Raw genomic sequence first — 19,148 nt, 5'->3', positions numbered from 1 at the left:
TTATGATTAACTTTCCTTTAGATAAATTAAAACACCTGCAATCCAATAACTTTTTTTTAATGGCCGGACCGTGTGCCATAGAAGGAGAGGATATTGCAATGCGTATTGCAGAGAAAATTGTAACCATAACTGATAAATTATCTATACCCTATATTTTTAAAGGTTCTTATAGAAAAGCTAACCGTTCCAAAGGCAGTTCTTTTTGTGGCATTGGGGATGAAAAGGCATTAAAAATATTAGAAAAGATTGGTAATACCTTTGAAGTGCCAACGGTAACAGATATTCATGCACATGAAGAAGCTGCTATGGCGGCTGCTTATGTTGATGTATTGCAGATTCCTGCCTTTTTATGCAGACAAACTGATCTTTTGATTGCCGCCGCACAAACTGGGAAAGTAGTGAATGTGAAAAAGGGTCAATTCCTTTCTGCAGGGTCTATGAAATTTGCAGTGGAAAAGATAGTGGAAGCAGGTAATAATAAAGTTATACTGACCGACCGTGGAAATACTTTTGGTTATCAGGATCTTATTGTTGATTACCGTGGATTACCTGAAATGCAAAGTTTTGGTGTTCCTGTAGTAATGGACTGTACGCATTCTTTGCAGCAACCAAATCAAAGTAGCGGTGTAACCGGGGGCAAGCCTGAATTGATTGGAACAATTGCTAAAGCAGCTATTGCTGTTGGAGCAGATGGTTTATTCATTGAAACACATCCTGATCCAGCTAATGCAAAATCAGATGGTGCTAATATGTTACATCTTGATCTTCTGGAAGAAATGCTGGTAAAACTGATTAGGATAAGAGAAGCGATTGTTTAGATTTTGGTAATAACGAAAGAAGTTCGCCTATTTATTTTGCGGCCATCTTCTGTTTGGTTGTTAGCAACAGGATTCTGCTTTCCAAATCCTATATAACTCAGCTTCGCCGGATCTATTTTGTTTGCAATTAGATATTCGTATACCGACCTTGCCCTGTTCAAAGATAGTTTTTTATTATCGATGTCATTTCCAACGTTATCAGTATATCCCTGTATTTCAATTGAAATCTTTGGATTGTTTTTCAGTAACGCTAACAGTTGATTAAGCTCTGTTAATGATTCTGGTAGTAAAGCGAATTCATTGGTATTAAAAAAAACATTTCTTAATACCACATTGCCACCTGTTTTTATTTTTAACAGTTCTATGTTTACTTCAAAAGGTTTCGTTCCGTTGGTAGCAGTTAAATTATAGTTTTCCGAGTATAACAGATAACTATCGGCAATTACATGGAATGCATAACTAGCCCCCACAGGCATTACCGCCAGAAAAGCACCGTTTTGTGATGAGGTATAGTCTCTGTAAACAATGGTGCCTTCTTTCAAATTAACAATTTGTACTTCCGCATCCAAAAAAGCGCCAGTCTCTTTGTCTTTTATTGTGCCTTTAACATAGGCAATTGGATTTGGCCTTTTATCCTCAGGCATTTTGAACTGATAAATGTCCATGTCACCATATCCACCTTTTAAATCAGCTGAAAATAGACCTTCTGATCCTTCCGGGGTTACAATAAGTCCCGTTTCCTCATTAAATGTATTAATCGGATAACCAAGATTTTGTGGGATACCAAACTGGCCTTTTTCATTTATTCGACTTAGAAATATATCTTTATTTCCTAAACCTGGCCATCCATCAGAGGAGAAATAGAGTGTTTTCCCATCAGGGTGTATAAATGGAGTATGTTCATCATAGGGGGTATTGATCTGTGGACCAAGGTTTACAGCCGCACTCCAATACCCGTCACTTTGCAAGATGCTTTTCCAGATGTCGTAACTTCCAAATCCGCCTGGTCTGTTGCTTACAAAATAAAGGGTGCTGCCGTCAGGACTTATAGATGGTTGAGAATCCCAGTATTCAGAATTTACCTTGTTTCCAAGATTAAATGGCTCTCCCCATGTATTTCCTTCTTTGTGACTTAGATATATGTCACAGCGACCAATGCCATCGGGTCTTCCGCAGCCAGTAAAGAATAGGTACATGCCATCAGGTGATATCGATTGTGCCCCCTCATTAAAGTTTGGTGTATTTATTTTTGTACTCAATGGAATAGGGACCGACCATTTTTCTCCTTCCTTTTCAGATTGGAAGAAATCTTCATTATTATCGATATTTCTGCTAAAGATCAGCTGTCTGCCATCGGCAGTAATGGCAGGGAAGTAATCCCGGTATTTGGAGTTTATTTCCGGACCCATATTAATGGGTTGATAAAGTACTGGACTTTTCAAAGCTTCAATTGAAAAGGCACAATCTTTTATGTATTTGTTGGTTTTAGAAAGAAAATCTTTGTCGTTACCCTTATATGCATTAATAAACGTGGTAAAATGATGTAAGGCATTTGTATAGTCGCCGGTATTGAGTTCAGATTCTCCAAGTCCGTAAAAGGCACGTACATCGTTTATACTTCCAAGGGAGATGGCACTATTGTAAGCAGATTTGGCTTCAGTAAAAGCTTTGAGCCTCCTGTTTATATCACCTAACTGTATATAGGCATATTGAAATAAAGAGTCGCTATTTACGGCTTCCAGAAGTGATTTTTTTGCAAGGTCGAAGTTGTCACTCTTAAGGTATGCCTGGGCTTTTTCAAAACTGGCCTGTGCTTTTTTAACTTTAGTAGTTTGGGCCCTAACGCTTAAAGAAGATAAAAAAAAGAATAAGATGATTTGCCACTTTTTCATTTATGCCAGCTTAAGCTACCATTAAATCTAACATAAAAACGTGGAAAAGCTATGGTATGTTCAGAAACTTATGGGTTTGCAAGGATATTTCCCATTTGGGGTTAGCCATTACATATTCTATAATAAGTGGTGTCATCTCTTTGGATTTAGACCATTCAGGTTGGAGGTAAAGCTTACAAGACGGAGAAACTGTGGCTGCATATTCCTCCGCCCACTTAAAGTCGCTTTTATTGAAGACAATAACTTTAAGTTCATTGGCAGAAAGAGTAATGTCTGGCCTCGGAGCTTTAAATTTTTTTGGAGATAGACAGATCCAGTCCCATTCTCCAGAAAGAGGATAAGCTCCTGAGGTTTCAATAAAGGTTAGGATATTGCGTTCATGTAGTTTTTTGGTCAGGTAATCCATATTATAGATTAAAGGCTCACCCCCGGTTATTACAACCGCCTTGCCCGGAAAACTATCAGCTTTTAAAGCGATATCATCTGCCAGTGTTAAAGGATGAAGTTCTGCATCCCAGCTTTCTTTAACGTCACACCAGTGACAACCCACATCGCAACCACCCAAACGAATAAAGTACGCCGCCTTGCCCGTGTTAAATCCTTCTCCCTGTATGGTGTAAAATTCTTCCATTAAAGGAAGTAAAGTGCCGTCTTCTGGTATCTGATGTGCCATAATTAAGGCCGCAAATGTAAATAAAATAATATAAGCATTGTCCAAACTCCGTATATTGAACCGGATTAATGACCGAGTAATGAAAATCTATACACCTTATGTTTATATTACGCTTTGAACTGGGTTAAAGTAACTGAAGAATTACCTGAAAACAACTTTATTAAGGAAATTAAAGTTGAGGGTAAAAAGTTTTGCCTTATTAAAGAGGAAGATAATTTTTACGTAGTTCAAAACACTTGTCCCCATGCTGGTGGAATACTTAGCGGAGGCTGGTGCAGTAACGGGCATATCGTTTGTCCGATACACAGGTGGGAATATAATCTTGAAAATGGAAGAGGCGCTTCTGGTCAGGGTGATTACATTGACATCTATCCCGTAGAAAAAAGAGCCGACGGATTATACATTGGGTTAAAAGAAAGTTTATGGAAAAAGCTGTGGAGTTAAGGTAGCTATCTTTAGTAAATCTCGCCTTTGGCAGATGCCAATGTATTTTTCAGTAAACCAACAATGGTCATTAATCCTACTCCACCCGGTACTGGTGTAATCCAGGAAGCTTTTTTAGAAACCTCATCAAAATCTACATCTCCATATAACTTATAGCCTGATTTGGTTTGGTCTGAAATTTCGCGGTTCATTCCAACATCGATCACAACTGCGCCTGGCTTTACCATATCTGCTGTGATAAAATTCTTTTTACCGATAGCTGCGATGACGATATCTGCCTGTAAGATCATTTCTTTTAGATTTACAGTTCTACTATGGGTTAAAGTAACCGTACAGTTACCGGGATTGGCATTGCGCGCCATTAGTATGCTCATTGGACTGCCCACAATATTACTCCTACCAACCACAACACAATGCTTACCAGCAGTTTCAATTTCATAAGCCTGTAACATCATCATAATACCATAAGGTGTTGCAGGTATAAAACAAGGTAAATTGCGCATCATGCGTCCCAAATTAACGGGGTGGAAACCATCAACATCTTTACGATGATCAATAGTTTCCGTTACTTTTTCAGGATCAATAGACTTAGGTAGGGGAAGTTGTACGATAAGACCGTCAACCGTAACGTCTTCATTAATTTCTTTTATTTTTTTAAGTAGTTCTGCTTCTGTTACATTAAGATCGTAACGGATCAATGAAGATTTGAATCCCACTTTTTCACAGTTTTTCATTTTGCTGGCTACATACGTTTCGCTACCGCCATCATTGCCAACAAGTATCGCAATGAGGTGTGGTTTCCTGCCTGTATCTGCCAGAAATGCGGCTGCTTCTTCTGCAATTTCTAATTTTACTTTTTCTGATACGTATTTTCCGTCGAGTAACTGCATTACTAATCTAATTTTAAAACTGCCATAAATGCGGTTTGTGGAATCTCCACATTACCTACCTGGCGCATTCTTTTCTTACCTTCTTTCTGTTTTTCCAGCAACTTACGTTTACGAGAAATATCACCACCATAACATTTAGCGGTAACATCTTTACGTAAAGCGCTAAGTGTTTCGCGCGCTATAACTTTTGCACCTATAGAAGCCTGTATCTTAATCTCAAACTGCTGACGAGGAATTAGTTCTCTCAGTTTTTCACAGATTTTCTTCCCAAAGTCATAGGCATTACTGCGGTGAATCAGCGAAGATAGCGCATCAACTGGCTCTTCATTAAGCAGCATATCCAATCTTACCAAGTCCGATTTACGATAACCGATCTGGTGATAGTCAAAAGAGGCATAGCCTTTAGAAATGGTTTTCAGCTTATCGTAAAAGTCGAAAACAATTTCACCCATAGGCATCTCAAAAATAAGTTCTACACGGTCTGAGGTCAGGTAAGACTGATTGGCAATAATGCCTCTTTTTTGAATACAAAGTGACATTACCGGGCCTACAAATTCAGCTTTAGTGATAATATTTGCCCTGATAAAAGGCTCTTCGACAGAATCAAGCTTACTTGGATCGGGTAAATCTGATGGGTTATTTACGATGACTTCAACACCTTTGGTGGTTTTTGCAATATAAGATACGTTGGGTACCGTTGTAATAACCGTCATGTCAAATTCACGCTCCAGGCGTTCCTGAACGATCTCCATGTGCAACATACCAAGGAAACCGCAGCGAAAACCGAAACCTAGTGCCGCAGAACTTTCAGGTTCAAATACAATAGAAGCATCATTTAGCTGTAGTTTGTGCATCGCTTCACGCAATTCTTCAAACTCGTCAGTCTCTACCGGATAAATCCCTGCAAAAACCATAGGCTTAACTTCTTCAAAACCTTGAATAGATTCTAGTGATGGCCTGTCAACCGTTGTTATTGTATCTCCAACTTTTACTTCGCGGGCTTCTTTAATCCCTGATATAATATAGCCAACGTCACCCGTTTTAACCACCGTGCGTGGAGACATGTCCAGTTTTAAAATACCTACTTCATCAGCAATGTATTGTTTGCCTGTATTGATGAATTTAACTTTATCACCTTTCTTAATTTCACCATTTACCACTTTGAAATAAGCAATAATACCTCTAAAAGGATTAAATACTGAATCAAAAATCAGTGCCTGCAGCGGTGCGTCAGGGTTACCAACTGGCGCTGGAACACGATCTACAATAGCTTGAATAATATCGGGTACACCCAAGCCTGTTTTGCCGGATGCAGGAATAATATCCTCACGTTTGCAGCCTATAAGATCAACTATTTGATCCTTAACTTCCTCGGGCATAGCTCCCGGCAAATCCATTTTATTTAAAATAGGTATGATTTCCAGGTCATGCTCTAAAGCAAGGTAAAGATTAGAAATAGTTTGAGCTTGAATACCCTGTGAGGCATCAACGATCAATAGTGCACCTTCGCAAGCGGCAATAGAACGAGATACTTCGTAAGAAAAATCTACGTGTCCAGGGGTATCTATCAGGTTAAAATTGTATTCAATTTCACCAACCACGTAATTCATTTGTATGGCGTGGCTTTTTATCGTAATCCCACGCTCACGCTCCAAATCCATATTGTCAAGCAACTGAGCTTGAGCTTCACGATGGCTAATGGTTTTGGTGTATTCCAGTAAACGGTCAGCTAAAGTGCTCTTTCCGTGGTCAATATGTGCAATTATGCAAAAATTACGTATGTGCTTCATCAGTTGGGCAAAGATAGGATTTTGGTACAACTATTCGGCACTGTTGGCCAGTTCAATTAAATTTTTAACAGTGTTCGCGCTCGTAATTTCAATAGCAAACTCGTCTCTGTCAGCGCCCATATTCAATTTAGGGTTTTTATACTTCATTTTGCTCTGAACAATTGATTTTGCTGAACCATGAAATTCTTTAACACCAGTTTCGGATATTAATTTGGAGATATTTTCCACTGAAATCCCAGATCCCGGCATAATACTAATCCTACCACTAGCTTTTTCAACCAATTCAGATAGCCGCACTATACCTTTTATTGCTGTTTCTTCTCCACCCGAAGTTAGTATCCTGGAAAAACCAAGGGAGATGATCTGTTCCAATGCTTTGAACTGATCCTTGCACATATCGAATGCACGGTGAAAGGTGGCTAGCATCGGCTTCGACATCTCCACAAGTTCTGCACATCTACCTACATCAATATCTCCTTCAGCTGTTAATATCCCAAAAACCACACCATTGCAATTCAGTTTTTTGCATTCAATAATGTCTACTTTCATCACATCGAATTCCAGATCAGTATACAAGAAATCACCACCACGCGGTCGTATGATGGGGTAGACCTCAATTTTAAGTATCGATTTTGCTAATTTAATTTGTGCGAAGCTTGGGGTTGTTCCACCTTCTAAAAGATTATCACAAAGCTCAACACGCGTAGCGCCACCACGTTCTGCTTCAATAGCCGAACTCAATGAGTTGGCGCAAACTTCCATTTGAACCATAATCAGTTATTTATAGAAGCTTTTACCTGGAATCAGCAGATCGTCTTTTTCTGCCGTGCAAACTGCATAACTAAATCCTGTCTGGATGGCGTATGCGCCATATTCGCCCTTTTTATTTAGTGCTAAAAAGCCAACTTGTATATTTTTTGCAATATCTGGTTTCTTTTTTATGATCCTCATAACTGCTTCTTTGCAGGCATTTTCTGGAGAAAACCCTTGTCTCATTAATTCCACAACTAGAAAACTTCCCACATTGCGGATCACCTCTTCACCAACACCTGTAGATGTAGCGCCACCTACCTCATTATCCAGGTATAGACCAGCCCCAATGATTGGACTGTCGCCAACCCTTCCATGCAACTTATAGGCCATTCCACTTGTCGTACATGCACCAGACAGGTTTCCTTTAGCGTCAAGTGCCAGCATGCCTATTGTATCATGGTTGTATTGATTACCAGGTAATTTTTTTGGTGAGGCCTTGTCGTACAATTTGTTTTCAATATTCATTACCGGATCATATTTAGCTGTTTTAAGCCATTGCTTCCAGGCAGCTTCACTTTCCTTAGTTAATAAATTTTCCTTTTTAAACCCATTTTCTAATGCAAATTGCAAGGCACCGTCACCTACTAACATCACATGAGGCGTTTTTTCCATAACCATTCTAGCTACTGAGATCGGGTGCACAATGTGCTCTAATCCCGCTACAGAGCCACAATTGCCAAACTCGTCCATAATACAAGCATCCAGGGTAACATGTCCATCACGGTCTGGGAGCCCGCCATAACCTACAGTTTGTATGGAAGGGTCGGCTTCGGGTACATGAACACCTTCTTCAACGGCATCCAATGCACGGCCACCTTTCCCTAGTATTTTCCAGGCGGCTTTATTAGCCGGAATGCCAAAATCCCATGTCGATATTACAATAGATTTCCCTACTGTGGCGGAAGCACTTGGGTTGGCCATAGCAGCGGCGCTTGATTTATCAACAGCAATAGCGACAGCGGAAAGTGCAGTTGCCTTTATAAATTTTCTACGGTCAAGCATCGTCAATTAATTATATAATTTTAAATTTATCAGCATCCTTTAAAAATGGGAAGGTTCTTCTTGTTTTAACCAACTCCTCATAATGGATACTAAAAGTATAAAGATCTTCATCCTCTGGTTTGTAATACACTGTTTTACCCATTGGATCAATGCACTGTGAGTGCCCACTGTGGTAAACTTCATTGCCATCATGCCCAACTCTATTTACACCAATTACATAGCTTTGGTTTTCGATAGCCCTCGCTGGGATCAGAGCATTCCAATGCGCAGATCTTTTATCTGGCCAGCTGGCAATTAAGAGCAGAATGTCATACTCTTCATCTTTGTTTCGCAACCATACCGGAAACCTCAGGTCGTAGCAAATCGACAGCCTGATTTTCCAGCCTTTTAACTCCACAATAACCTTCTCTATTCCTGGTGTATAGTTTTTATCCTCATCACCCAGTCCAAATAAATGCCTTTTATTGTAAAAGCTATAGGAGCCATCAGGAAGCATCCAGATCAACCGGTTAAAGTAATGGTCTTCCTCTTTTACGATGATGCTTCCAGCTACAACACATTCATATTTATCGGCAATCTGGCTCATCCACTTCATGGTCTTGCCATCGGTTTCTTCTGCCAATGCTTTGGCATTCATGCTAAACCCTGTAGAGAACATTTCTGGAAGAATGATTAGGTCTGTTTTTTCTTTTATGCCCATTGACAACCTTAAGGCAAGGTTCTGAAGGTTTTTATCAATATTCTCCCAAAATAAGTAAGCCTGGAAAATGGTTATTTTCAGGTTTGGAATATTCAGGTAATGTGGCTGTTCCATATATTAATTTGAGGGGTTGTAAATTATAACTGCATTAACCTGTTAACGGCTTCATTTAACGTGCTTTCTTTTTTGGCGAAGCAAAAGCGGAGTACTTTATAATCCGTGTTTCTAGTATAAAATGCAGAGACCGGTATGCTTGCTACTCCATAATCTGCTACCAGTTTTAAAGCCATGTCTTTATCATTTATATCAGCAATGTCTGCATAGGTAACACATTGAAAATAGGAGCCATTACAAGGTAATAATTTAAATTTGGTTTCTAGAAGCATCTCCCTAAACACATCCCTTTTCTGTTGAAAAAAGAAAGATAGGCTTTCGTACTTTAAAGCATCTGAAAGATAATTGGCTATACCAAGCTGCATAGGTGTATTAACGCTAAAAACATTAAATTGGTGTATTTTCCTAAATTCTTTCATCAGATACTCTGGCGCCATGCAGTAACCAAGTTTCCAGCCAGTGGTGTGTAGTAATTTACCAAACGATGCTACAATAAAGCTTCTTTCTTTCAACTCAGGGTAAAGTGACATGCTCAGGTGCTTTTGTCCGTCGTAAATAATATGTTCGTATACCTCATCACTCAGAATCAACACATCTGTGCCCTTCACCAGCTTAATTAGTGCTAGTATATCGCTTTCCGTTAGTGTTCTTCCTGTAGGGTTCTGAGGACTGTTTAAAATGATCATTTTAGTTTGGGCAGAGAATAGTTTTTTTACCAATTCCCAGTCGATATTATAGTTTGGCGGAGCCATCTCATAAGATTTTACCAGACCGCCTAATAATTTAATAGCAGGAGCATAGCTGTCGTAAGCAGGTTCAAATATGATCACCTCATCGCCAGGGTTAATCATTGCTGCAAGTGCAGTAAAGATAGCCTGCGTACCTCCTGCAGTAACGGTAATTTCGCTTTCAGGATGGTATACTGCACCATAAAGATTCTCTGTTTTTCTGGCAATTACTTCACGTAATTCTACAGTACCTGCCATTGGAGCATATTGATTGGCGCCATTTTTCATGGCTGCTGTTACCATATTTACAAGTTCAGGGTCACAATCAAAATCAGGAAATCCCTGAGAAAGATTGATTGCTTTGTGTGTGGAGGCCAGCTTTGACATCACTGTGAAAATGGTTGTAGCTACTCCCGGGAGTTTGGATTGAATTGGTACCATGTGGAACGAAAATAGAAATAATATTTCTCCCCTTATATCAGAATAATTTAATAATTTCAGCCTGCTATGAGTTTTAAATCAAAAGAGAGCAGATTGTTGCTGGTATTAGGTTCGTTTTTTGTTGCCAATGCTATTCTTTCAGAGTTCATCGGTGTTAAAATATTTTCTGTAGAAGGTACGTTGGGTATCAGGCATTTCGATATCAATTTGCTTGGTGTTCCAAACCTATCTTTTAATATGTCTGCCGGTGTACTTACCTGGCCAATCATATTTATTATGACGGATATTATTAATGAATATTTTGGAGTAAAGCAGGTTCGCTTTTTATCTATTCTAACCGCGGTCTTAATTTCTTACGCATTTATAATTGTTGGTGCAGCAATGCATTTAACTGCCTCAGATTTTTGGATTACACAAAATATAAATGGCAAAAATCTCGATATGAACAATGCATTTGCCGGTATCTTTGGGCAGGGGATGTGGATCATTGTTGGATCAATTATTGCATTTCTCGTCGGACAAATTGCTGATGTACTGATCTTTCATAAGATCAAGAAGATAACGGGTGAAAGAGCTTTATGGCTCCGTTCAACTGGGTCTACTTTAGTGTCGCAATTGATAGATAGTTTCGTAGTTATTTTTATTGCTTTTTATCTTAATCCTCAATACCACTGGAGTTGGCAAATGGTGGCGGCAATAGGACTTGTTAACTACACATACAAGTTTTTTGTTGCCATCGTAATGACGCCAATCCTTTACCTGGTACATTCACTAATTGATGGATATCTTGGGAAAGAACGGGCCCAGCGAATGATCACAATGGCCGGTCGCCATTAGACATAATTCTTGTAACTTCGTCTGCAAATGATATATTTGGCGCATAAATAAATTCAAATTATGGAAAAATTTTCAAAAGTTAAGGAATTGATCGCTTCTGTTGAGGCAGATGCAGAGAAATTCTACAATGCTGGCAACAGTGCAGCAGGAACAAGAGTACGCAAAGCGATGCAAGATTTAAAGGTATTGGCACAAGATATTCGTGCTGAAGTAACCGATAAAAAGAATACCGCTAAATAGTATATCGTCATTATCAGCGGTGGCTCAATCCCATCGCTGATCATTTTTGTAAATATGTCATACACACCTCATCCAGAACGTTATAAAAACATGCAGTACAGGCGCTGCGGTAACAGCGGCATTGTATTGCCTGCAATATCACTTGGCCTCTGGCACAACTTCGGTCATGTAGACCAATTGGAGAATAGTAGTAATATTCTTAAACTGGCCTTTGATCATGGAATTACCCATTTTGATCTCGCAAATAACTATGGTCCGCCTCCCGGATCAGCCGAAGAAAACTTTGGTAAACTTTTGAAACGTGATTTTAGCGGATACCGGGATGAACTAATTATTTCTACCAAAGCGGGGTATACCATGTGGGATGGGCCTTACGGCGATTGGGGTTCAAAGAAATATTTGGTTTCCAGTTTAGACCAAAGTCTTAAGCGGATGGGTCTGGATTATGTAGACATATTTTATCACCACAGGCCGGATCCTGAAACCCCCATTGAAGAAACGATGGCTGCTTTAGATCTAATCGTTCGTCAGGGTAAAGCGCTTTATGTTGGGATATCAAATTATAGACCTGAAGAGGCTGCTAAAGCAATTTCGATTTTAAAAGAGCTAGGTACCCCATGTTTAATCCATCAGCCCAAATATTCTATGTATGAGCGATGGGTTGAGGACGGACTTTTAACTTTACTTAAAAATGAGGGTGTGGGTTGTATCCCATTTTCACCACTTGCACAGGGGCTGTTAACCGATAAATACCTTGCTGGCGTACCAGCAAATTCCAGAGCGGCAAAGGAACATGGCGCGCTTCAAAAAGAACAGATTACCGTCGAAAAGATCATGCAGTTGACTAAACTAAACGAAGTAGCTAAAAGCCGGGGACAAAAGCTTGCCCAAATGGCCTTATCATGGATACTCAAAGATGAGCGAATCACTTCTGTACTTGTAGGAGCCAGCAGACCCGAACAACTGGCTGATTCTCTTAAATGTCTGGATAATATTGATTTTAGTGCAGCAGAACTTAAAAAAATAGAGGATATCCTTGCCAGTTAATCCAATGGAAGAAAGCAAGCTCTTGCCGGTATTAAGCGCCGAAGAAGTAAGGATACTTGGGGTATTAATGGAAAAATCCAAGACCACTCCTGAATATTATCCAATGACTATCAATGCCATCACAGTGGCATGTAACCAGAAAACATCCCGTAAACCGGTAGTACAATACGATGATCATGTTGTTGTACTTGCATTGGATACTTTGAAAAAGAAGGGACTGATATCTACTGCAACCGGAGGCTCAAGTCGCTCAACAAAATATAAGCATAACTTTGCAATTGTATTTCCAGTACTGCCTTCAGATGTAGCGATATTGTGTTTATTACTGCTTAGGGGTGCACAAACTCCAGGTGAACTAAATACCAATTCAGGTAGGTTATATGAGTTCGAATCATTGGAAGATGTTCAGGTTGTATTAGAACGGTTATCACTTCCAGAAATGCCCTACATTATGCAGATACCAAAGCGGCCTGGACAAAAAGAGATTAGATATATACATCTTTTAAGTGGCATACCAGATCTTTCACAACTGGAGTTCGAAGAAGAAATTCAAGGAAAGCCATCAGGAGAGCTTGAAACCAGATTGAATAAAGTTGAGCTGGAACTTTTTGAGCTTAAAACAGAGTTCGAAAAACTACTGAAAGAGCTACTTGGTTAATTTTTTACAGAAACGGTACTGGAATCGGTTTTAACCGTATCGGTAATTGATCTTTGTGCATTTTCGGGAGCTGGAGCTCTAAGTTTCATTTTAGATTCGGTGCAGGCGCTAAACAACAATAAAGCTACAATTGCAAGTAAATGTGTTTTCATACAGTTTGACTTATTGAATTATTTAGTCAAAAATATGAACATAATTTTTAAGCTGCTAGTATTCCAATATTTTTGACAAAACTGTGTCTTATAGCTTGTTAAAGATCATCAGGAGGTAAAGTCTCCATGCTTAATTTTCTCTTCTTCCTTTTGTGCAATTAGTTTTCCCTTTTTCAAATCTATTCTAATGAGGTTATAAAGGCTCATATAAACATTTGCAATCCATACAATGGAAAACTCAGCAATGATATAACCTCTCCAATCGTGATAAAGCAGGGTATAATTTGTTATAATCAATACCCCTAATGTTACGTAGTGACTAAAGCAATACTCGCAAGTAAATAAATAAAATATCTTTCTTTGGAAGAATGACTTACAGGCCTTTGATTTTTCTACACAGAAATCTCTAGGTTCCTTAAATATTTCTTCTTTTGTTACAGTCCAGGCAATGCACGCAACGGGTAAGGCTAGAATAAAAATCCAGTATATGGGCGTCTCCATTAATTTTTTAAGAGATTGGTTACAATAAGAACAACCTTTTCCTTACTTTGTTCTTAGATTTTAAGCCCAACCCAGATTAAAGTTTCATCCTTCAAATTGCCATCAATCATTAAAGATGTTTTACTTATTTCTTACTTCTTCATAAAGCTCAATAAGCAATCCTTGTAATTTCAGAATCTCTTCTTCTCTTTTAAAAAGTTTGTCTTTTAAGTCTTTAATTTCCTGCACACGACCAGCTTGTAGCATATCGCCCTCATAAGACAAGAGTTTTGCAATAGGTACCTCAAACAACTGCGCAATTTGATCCAGTCTGGAGTAATTGATATCAGTAATGCCTGTTTCAATTTTAGAGAAAGCAGGGGTAGATATGTTAAGTCGTGTAGCTACGTCACTTTGGTTCCAACTTTTTTTCTGTCTTAGCTGCTTAATGTTTTTTCCTATATGTTCCATAATGCTGTAAATTTAATTGTTCGTAATGTTAAATGTGAAGAAAATAAAATTATTTACGAAATAATAACACAACTGGATTTCTAGTGTATACGGTTTATTTATAGATTAATTAACGCATGCCATTAAATCTTTCATTGTAATTAAGTAATGTGCTGTAAAGCATATTGGTGTTAAAAGTGATATGGAAATTTCGACAACTTAAAATGGAGGCATTTCTTTTTACCGATCAATTGTCCCTATTTACCGATGTTTTTATCCCGCTAAGCCGTTAACTGTTTCCAAAAAAATTTAAAACATTGATCTTTAGTTTATTATTTATTGGAGCATAGTTTAGTGCATACAGCTATTAATTGTGCCAATTATTAAATCATATAGCAATGAACATCATGATTTTTAAAACTTCGGTACTAGACAAGGATGAACTAACATATGTTCGCCCTTTAATGAACATTTTATTTGGCGAGAAGAACTGGACATTTGCATTTGAGGATGAAGACAAAATCCTTAGAGTGGTAAGTTCAATTCAATGCGGACCGGTTATTGAAGAAATATTCAGGTCACGCGGTTTTATGTGCGACGAGTTACATTATTCGCTTAACGAGTTTAATGTCTAGTCCGATTAATTAAATTTTTCCAACTATATTGGTGGCAATTCGTTATTGTTGTAACAATTGCTCCTTTATGACTAAAAATATCTTCATCGCATCCGCAGAGCCATATACCGGTAAATCTGTTATCGCATTCGGGATGATCAATATGCTTCTTGCCAAGACTCAAAAGGTAGGATATTTTAAACCTATTATTGCACAGGAAGATCCATCTAAAAAGGATGAGCATGTAGAAGCGATGCTTGACTATTTTTCCCTCCCGGTAAATTACGAAGATGCATACGCCTTTACCAGACAACAGATGTTGCACCAGTCGGATAATGAAAACACTGGCGATCTCCTCAATACCATTATCAGCAAATACAAGAAACTGGAAGATAATTACGACTTCACCGTTATTGAAGGAAGTGATTTTTTGGGAGAGGGGATAGCTTTTGAATTTGAATCCAATGCCTTAATGGCCAAAAACCTGGGTGCGCCTGTACTAATTGTGGTATCTGGGAAAGGCAAAACAGCCAGTCAACTTTTCAAAACTGCGATCAACATTTACCGCAACTTCCTGATGCGGGAAGTCCAGGTTCTGGGTGTGGTAGCCAATATGGTTAACCCAGAAGAAGCAGAGCGAATAAAGCAGGCATTGAGCAATCAGTTGCCAAAAGAACTCCTCATCGCAGTAATCCCAATGGAAAGCGGCTTGCAAAGCCCAACTATGAAAGAGATTACTGCAGCATTGGGTGCTGATGTCTTATTTGGTGCAGATTTGATGGATAACCAGGTAGATAATTTTGTTACCGGTGCTATGATGCTGCCCAACTTTTTACGCCACATTAAAGACAATTTGTTAATTGTAACTCCTGGTGATAGGGGCGATATCATCATTGGTTCGCTACAAGCCAACCTATCTTCCAATTATCCTAAAGTTGCTGGTATTGTCCTTACTGCAGGCAGCTTACCAGATGAGCCTGTAATCAAGCTAATTGAAGGTCTTCAAACTATTATTCCCATCATTTCAGTGCAAAAGGGAACGTTTGAAACCACCACAACCATAGGGAATATCCATTCTAAAATAACCATAGACAACAAGAAAAAGATCGAATTGGCAATAGATATTTTTGAAAGGTATGTTGATCTTAAAGCGCTGGATGATAAGATTATTACTTTTAACTACGAAGGTATTACGCCCCACATGTTTCAGTATCAATTGGTGAAGTGGGCAAAAAGCAAGAAGAAACACATAGTACTTCCCGAAGGGAATGACGAAAGAATATTGAGGGCAGTTGAAAAGCTTATTGCACAAGATATTGTGGAAATTACATTGCTGGGAGATCCTGCAGAAATCAATGCCTCCATTAAGCGTCTTGGCCTCAATCTGGACCTCAATAGTATCCATATCCATAATCCAGCAGTATCAGAAAATTACAATGATTATGTAGAAACACTTTATGAATTGCGTAAAAATAAGAACGTAAATATGGAGATGGCTACAGATATGATGACTGATGTATCCTATTACGGTACTATGATGGTTTATAAGGGAGATGCAGATGGAATGGTTTCAGGAGCTGTCCACACCACCCAACATACCATCAGACCGGCTTTACAGTTTATAAAAACCAAACCTGGTGTTTCAGTTGTATCCTCCATATTTTTTATGTGCCTGCCAGAACGGGTGGCCATATTTGGCGATTGTGCGGTAAATCCGAACCCAACCGCTCAGCAATTGGCAGAAATAGCCATATCATCTGCAGAAAGCAGTGCTAAGTTTGGCATTGAACCAAGAATAGCCATGCTCTCTTACTCTTCAGGGACGTCTGGTGAAGGTGAGGATGTTGAACGTGTAAGGGAAGCAACTGCAATTGTAAAAGCCAAGCATCCAGAATTGAAGATTGAAGGACCTATACAGTACGATGCTGCGGTAGATCCGCTGGTTGGTCAGCAAAAATTACCTGGATCTGAGGTAGCCGGCCGGGCTAGCGTATTGATATTTCCAGATCTTAACACCGGTAATAATACCTATAAAGCAGTACAGAGAGAAACAGGCGCACTGGCAATAGGCCCGATGTTGCAAGGACTAAATAAACCAATTAATGACCTGAGCAGGGGATGCACGGTAGACGATATTTTTAATACAGTCGTAATTACAGCCATTCAATGCCAGGAAGTCTAATTTCCAATTATGAATATATTAATTATCAATTCGGGAAGCAGTTCTCTTAAATATCAGCTCTTTAAAATGCCAGTAAAAGAACCCGTTTGCAGTGGTTTAGCAGAGCGAATTGGAATAGAGGGCTCATTCATTAAACACACCGTATATATCGGCTCAGATAAGCGCAGCGTTGAAAAAGAAGGTTTCATTTCCAACCATGGCGAGGCCTTACAGCAAGTGCTTGAATTACTTACCGCTGGGGCTGATGCAGTAATGGATAGTCCGGATGAAATTGTGGCTGTGGGGCATAGGGTAGTGCATGGTGGCGAACACTTTTCAGGACCAACCATGATAACTGATCAGGTAAAAGAAGAGATTAAGAAGCTGTTCTCATTGGCGCCGCTTCACAACCCTGTTAACTACAAATGCATTGAATTTGCAGAGAAATCCTTTAAAAAAGCAACCCAAATTGCTGTTTTTGATACCGCTTTCCATCAAACAATTCCTGAGCAGGCTTATCGCTATGCAATTCCCGAAAAATATTATAAAGAAGATGGAATACGCGTTTATGGCTTTCACGGCACTAGTCATAAATATGTAAGTGCACAGGCGGCCAAATTTTTAAGCAAACCAAATTCAAAATTGATCAGTATCCATTTGGGCAATGGCTGCAGTATAACTGCAGTTAAAGATGGGAAATCTATCGATACCAGTATGGGTTTTGGTCCATTAAGCGGATTAATGATGGGCACTAGGTCTGGAGATATTGATCCTTCAGTTATCTTTCATTTAATGGAGCATTCTGGCTATACGCGCGAACAGCTTAGTACCCTGATGAACAAACAATCTGGCTTACTGGGTGTAGGAGGTTCAAGTGATATGCGTGATGTAAGGAAACTAGTTAGTGAAGGAGATGAGTCAGCTTTGCTTGCTTTACAGCTTTATGCTTACAGAATTAAAAAGTTTATTGGTGCTTATGCTGCGGTATTAAATGGCATAGATGCCATCATTTTTACAGCAGGAGTGGGCGAGAACGATGTTGCCATGCGTGCATCCGTTTGCGAAAACCTCAACTATCTGGGTATTGGCTTAGATGCAGAAAAGAATAAGGAATACAAAGGGGTAATTAAAGATGTAAGTATCGATGGTTCAGTAGTTAAGATTTTGGTAATACCGACTAACGAGGAATACGAAATAGCAGATCAATGTTACCAGTTAATGAATCCTAAGGCTTAAAGATCCTGTTTTGTCCAAACCAGGTTCTCTGTATGATAGCCTAAATCTTTTGCCTGTTTAAGGTAGTCTTCCTTAATGCCATCAGGAATCTCTGATGCAAAGGAATTATAATGTTAGGCCTCTCCAGCATAAACAGTTTGGATGAATTAAAGTTTAATATAATACGTCAATGAACTTCTTCTGCCTGCTATCACAGCTGGCAGTTTAAATTTAACTAGTCGACTAATTAAAAAATTGAAACCGGAACAATGCCTATTATTTTTAGCTGATCAGCAATGGCTAAGTAGTTTCCTTATGTCTACAAATTACTCGGATTTACCCGAGATATTGGTATGATTGTGACTTATGGAAGCTCGTTTTGTTACAAGTGCAAATGTAGGTAAAATAATTGATATTTCCAAATAAATTTGAAGATTTTTATGAATTTAACTTATTGATTTACAATAATTTAAATATGATTTCTGTATATCTGAAATCGCTGATTTTTCAACCCATTTATGGCTTGTTTTTGAGGCATAAATATGGATTTAGTCAACGTATATGATCTTAGGAATCTTGGCTATACTTATATACTAAAAGGATCTGTTTTATCCAAGAGTATAAACCTAATTTGCTTTTAAAATTGCCTTTGATCATATGGAGGTCACTGCAGCTTTCTGCAAAAGTGATGGAGATTTTTGAGTGGAGAAGTTCTGGTTTTTATCCAGGTTCATTTGTGTTTTCTTCGTGGATTAGTCGTGGTTTGTGCGACTTAAGGTACCTGATATACGAAGAAACCACGGTTAAATCACATTTAAACCGCAAATGATGCCAAAACAATGGTACAGTTAATTTCCTAATATTTTCAATAGCATCTTCATCGCTTGTAGGGCCTTTCGTGCAGGCTAATAGCTATCTTGTAGCACTAAAGGTACCCTTTTCCCCTCCAAAGTACCTGTAAAAGTACTTTCAGTCCTACAATACCCCTG

20 protein-coding genes are annotated in these 19,148 nt (G+C 38.8%); 9 read left to right on the top strand and 11 right to left on the bottom strand.

The window, feature by feature from the left end:
* The first annotated feature begins 2 nt into the window (after positions 1–2).
* Positions 3–818 (top strand): 3-deoxy-8-phosphooctulonate synthase, encoded by an 816-nt coding sequence (kdsA, locus tag ACVWYN_RS05995; protein ID WP_457287923.1) that lies wholly within the window; start codon positions 3–5, stop codon positions 816–818.
* Here the strand turns inward: kdsA and ACVWYN_RS05990 are convergent.
* A complete protein-coding gene (locus ACVWYN_RS05990) occupies positions 815–2,710 on the bottom strand; it encodes an OmpA family protein (protein WP_457287922.1) in 1,896 nt (631 codons plus the stop codon). The genes kdsA and ACVWYN_RS05990 overlap by 4 nt on opposite strands.
* A 49-nt stretch (positions 2,711–2,759) precedes the next feature.
* Positions 2,760–3,383 (bottom strand): 7-carboxy-7-deazaguanine synthase QueE, encoded by a 624-nt coding sequence (locus ACVWYN_RS05985; RefSeq protein ID WP_457287921.1) that lies wholly within the window; start codon positions 3,381–3,383, stop codon positions 2,760–2,762.
* A gap of 114 nt (positions 3,384–3,497) precedes the next feature.
* Here ACVWYN_RS05985 and ACVWYN_RS05980 point away from each other — a divergent pair, with 114 nt between their 5' ends.
* Entirely contained in the window at positions 3,498–3,827 is a 330-nt protein-coding gene (locus tag ACVWYN_RS05980) for a Rieske (2Fe-2S) protein (protein ID WP_457287920.1), read from the top strand.
* 11 nt (positions 3,828–3,838) lie between these two features.
* Here ACVWYN_RS05980 and ACVWYN_RS05975 read toward each other — a convergent pair whose 3' ends face one another.
* Genes ACVWYN_RS05975 through ACVWYN_RS05950 form a run of 6 tightly spaced genes read right to left on the bottom strand, consistent with a single transcriptional unit; the run spans position 3,839 to position 10,305 of the window.
* Entirely contained in the window at positions 3,839–4,717 is an 879-nt protein-coding gene (locus ACVWYN_RS05975) for a bifunctional 5,10-methylenetetrahydrofolate dehydrogenase/5,10-methenyltetrahydrofolate cyclohydrolase (RefSeq protein WP_457287919.1), read from the bottom strand.
* 2 nt (positions 4,718–4,719) lie between these two features.
* Positions 4,720–6,507, bottom strand: a complete 1,788-nt coding sequence (gene lepA, locus ACVWYN_RS05970) for a translation elongation factor 4 (protein WP_457287918.1) — start codon at positions 6,505–6,507, stop codon at positions 4,720–4,722.
* Positions 6,508–6,537: 30 nt separating this feature from the next.
* Positions 6,538–7,278, bottom strand: a complete 741-nt coding sequence (locus ACVWYN_RS05965) for a copper homeostasis protein CutC (RefSeq protein ID WP_457287917.1) — start codon at positions 7,276–7,278, stop codon at positions 6,538–6,540.
* Between the two features lie 6 nt (positions 7,279–7,284).
* Positions 7,285–8,322 carry a N(4)-(beta-N-acetylglucosaminyl)-L-asparaginase gene (locus tag ACVWYN_RS05960; protein ID WP_457287916.1) on the bottom strand — a complete coding sequence of 346 codons (1,038 nt, stop codon included), beginning with the start codon at positions 8,320–8,322 and terminating at the stop codon, positions 7,285–7,287.
* Positions 8,323–8,332: 10 nt separating this feature from the next.
* Entirely contained in the window at positions 8,333–9,136 is an 804-nt protein-coding gene (locus ACVWYN_RS05955) for a nitrilase family protein (RefSeq protein ID WP_457287915.1), read from the bottom strand.
* A 23-nt stretch (positions 9,137–9,159) separates the two neighbouring features.
* Positions 9,160–10,305, bottom strand: a complete 1,146-nt coding sequence (locus tag ACVWYN_RS05950) for a methionine aminotransferase (RefSeq protein ID WP_457287914.1) — start codon at positions 10,303–10,305, stop codon at positions 9,160–9,162.
* A 66-nt stretch (positions 10,306–10,371) separates the two neighbouring features.
* Between ACVWYN_RS05950 and ACVWYN_RS05945 the strand changes: the two genes are divergently transcribed.
* The 4 genes from ACVWYN_RS05945 to ACVWYN_RS05930 are packed head-to-tail and all read left to right on the top strand — an operon-like array spanning position 10,372 to position 13,087.
* Complete coding sequence (locus ACVWYN_RS05945; protein WP_457287913.1) at positions 10,372–11,142, top strand: queuosine precursor transporter; 771 nt, start codon at positions 10,372–10,374, stop codon at positions 11,140–11,142.
* Between the two features lie 60 nt (positions 11,143–11,202).
* On the top strand, positions 11,203–11,382 hold the full coding sequence (locus tag ACVWYN_RS05940; protein ID WP_457287912.1) for a histone H1: 180 nt from the start codon (positions 11,203–11,205) through the stop codon (positions 11,380–11,382).
* A 54-nt stretch (positions 11,383–11,436) separates the two neighbouring features.
* Entirely contained in the window at positions 11,437–12,429 is a 993-nt protein-coding gene (gene mgrA, locus ACVWYN_RS05935; RefSeq protein WP_457287911.1) for an L-glyceraldehyde 3-phosphate reductase, read from the top strand.
* A 4-nt stretch (positions 12,430–12,433) separates the two neighbouring features.
* Entirely contained in the window at positions 12,434–13,087 is a 654-nt protein-coding gene (locus tag ACVWYN_RS05930) for a YceH family protein (RefSeq protein WP_457287910.1), read from the top strand.
* Here the strand turns inward: ACVWYN_RS05930 and ACVWYN_RS05925 are convergent.
* The 3 genes from ACVWYN_RS05925 to ACVWYN_RS05915 form a co-directional block, all read right to left on the bottom strand.
* The gene (locus tag ACVWYN_RS05925) at positions 13,084–13,239 is read right to left on the bottom strand and encodes a hypothetical protein (RefSeq protein ID WP_457287909.1); all 156 of its coding nucleotides are present in this window, start codon (positions 13,237–13,239) and stop codon (positions 13,084–13,086) included. The two genes, ACVWYN_RS05930 and ACVWYN_RS05925, sit on opposite strands and share 4 nt — an antisense overlap.
* Positions 13,240–13,347: 108 nt before the next feature.
* Positions 13,348–13,740, bottom strand: a complete 393-nt coding sequence (locus ACVWYN_RS05920; protein ID WP_457287908.1) for a hypothetical protein — start codon at positions 13,738–13,740, stop codon at positions 13,348–13,350.
* A 120-nt stretch (positions 13,741–13,860) separates the two neighbouring features.
* Entirely contained in the window at positions 13,861–14,190 is a 330-nt protein-coding gene (locus tag ACVWYN_RS05915; protein ID WP_457287907.1) for a helix-turn-helix domain-containing protein, read from the bottom strand.
* Between the two features lie 377 nt (positions 14,191–14,567).
* On the opposite strand from ACVWYN_RS05915, the gene ACVWYN_RS05910 reads away from it, so the two are divergent.
* The 3 genes from ACVWYN_RS05910 to ACVWYN_RS05900 all read left to right on the top strand — a co-directional run bounded on the left by ACVWYN_RS05910 (position 14,568) and on the right by ACVWYN_RS05900 (position 18,180).
* Positions 14,568–14,804, top strand: a complete 237-nt coding sequence (locus tag ACVWYN_RS05910) for a hypothetical protein (protein ID WP_457287906.1) — start codon at positions 14,568–14,570, stop codon at positions 14,802–14,804.
* Between the two features lie 67 nt (positions 14,805–14,871).
* Positions 14,872–16,965, top strand: a complete 2,094-nt coding sequence (pta, locus tag ACVWYN_RS05905; RefSeq protein WP_457287905.1) for a phosphate acetyltransferase — start codon at positions 14,872–14,874, stop codon at positions 16,963–16,965.
* A 9-nt stretch (positions 16,966–16,974) separates the two neighbouring features.
* Entirely contained in the window at positions 16,975–18,180 is a 1,206-nt protein-coding gene (locus ACVWYN_RS05900) for an acetate/propionate family kinase (protein ID WP_457287904.1), read from the top strand.
* Positions 18,181–19,148: the final 968 nt, after the last annotated feature.

It is taken from the genome of Pedobacter sp. UYP24, from assembly GCF_054057295.1.
Note: the sequence above shows the minus strand (reverse complement) of the source record. Positions and strands in the feature narration are given on the sequence as shown.

Bases quoted from the DNA above. Each gene is read 5' to 3' on its own strand.
- ACVWYN_RS05955 (WP_457287915.1), bottom strand. From the start codon at position 9,136: ATGGAACAGCCACATTACCTGAATATTCCAAACCTGAAAATAACCATT.
- ACVWYN_RS05930 (WP_457287910.1), top strand. From the start codon at position 12,434: ATGGAAGAAAGCAAGCTCTTGCCGGTATTAAGCGCCGAAGAAGTAAGG.
- ACVWYN_RS05965 (WP_457287917.1), bottom strand. From the start codon at position 7,278: ATGGTTCAAATGGAAGTTTGCGCCAACTCATTGAGTTCGGCTATTGAA.
- ACVWYN_RS05960 (WP_457287916.1), bottom strand. From the start codon at position 8,322: ATGCTTGACCGTAGAAAATTTATAAAGGCAACTGCACTTTCCGCTGTC.
- ACVWYN_RS05900 (WP_457287904.1), top strand. From the start codon at position 16,975: ATGAATATATTAATTATCAATTCGGGAAGCAGTTCTCTTAAATATCAG.
- ACVWYN_RS05990 (WP_457287922.1), bottom strand. From the start codon at position 2,710: ATGAAAAAGTGGCAAATCATCTTATTCTTTTTTTTATCTTCTTTAAGC.
- ACVWYN_RS05945 (WP_457287913.1), top strand. From the start codon at position 10,372: ATGAGTTTTAAATCAAAAGAGAGCAGATTGTTGCTGGTATTAGGTTCG.
- ACVWYN_RS05985 (WP_457287921.1), bottom strand. From the start codon at position 3,383: ATGGCACATCAGATACCAGAAGACGGCACTTTACTTCCTTTAATGGAA.
- ACVWYN_RS05910 (WP_457287906.1), top strand. From the start codon at position 14,568: ATGAACATCATGATTTTTAAAACTTCGGTACTAGACAAGGATGAACTA.
- mgrA (WP_457287911.1), top strand. From the start codon at position 11,437: ATGTCATACACACCTCATCCAGAACGTTATAAAAACATGCAGTACAGG.
- ACVWYN_RS05920 (WP_457287908.1), bottom strand. From the start codon at position 13,740: ATGGAGACGCCCATATACTGGATTTTTATTCTAGCCTTACCCGTTGCG.
- pta (WP_457287905.1), top strand. From the start codon at position 14,872: ATGACTAAAAATATCTTCATCGCATCCGCAGAGCCATATACCGGTAAA.
- ACVWYN_RS05975 (WP_457287919.1), bottom strand. From the start codon at position 4,717: ATGCAGTTACTCGACGGAAAATACGTATCAGAAAAAGTAAAATTAGAA.
- ACVWYN_RS05915 (WP_457287907.1), bottom strand. From the start codon at position 14,190: ATGGAACATATAGGAAAAAACATTAAGCAGCTAAGACAGAAAAAAAGT.
- lepA (WP_457287918.1), bottom strand. From the start codon at position 6,507: ATGAAGCACATACGTAATTTTTGCATAATTGCACATATTGACCACGGA.
- kdsA (WP_457287923.1), top strand. From the start codon at position 3: ATGATTAACTTTCCTTTAGATAAATTAAAACACCTGCAATCCAATAAC.
- ACVWYN_RS05925 (WP_457287909.1), bottom strand. From the start codon at position 13,239: ATGAAAACACATTTACTTGCAATTGTAGCTTTATTGTTGTTTAGCGCC.
- ACVWYN_RS05940 (WP_457287912.1), top strand. From the start codon at position 11,203: ATGGAAAAATTTTCAAAAGTTAAGGAATTGATCGCTTCTGTTGAGGCA.
- ACVWYN_RS05950 (WP_457287914.1), bottom strand. From the start codon at position 10,305: ATGGTACCAATTCAATCCAAACTCCCGGGAGTAGCTACAACCATTTTC.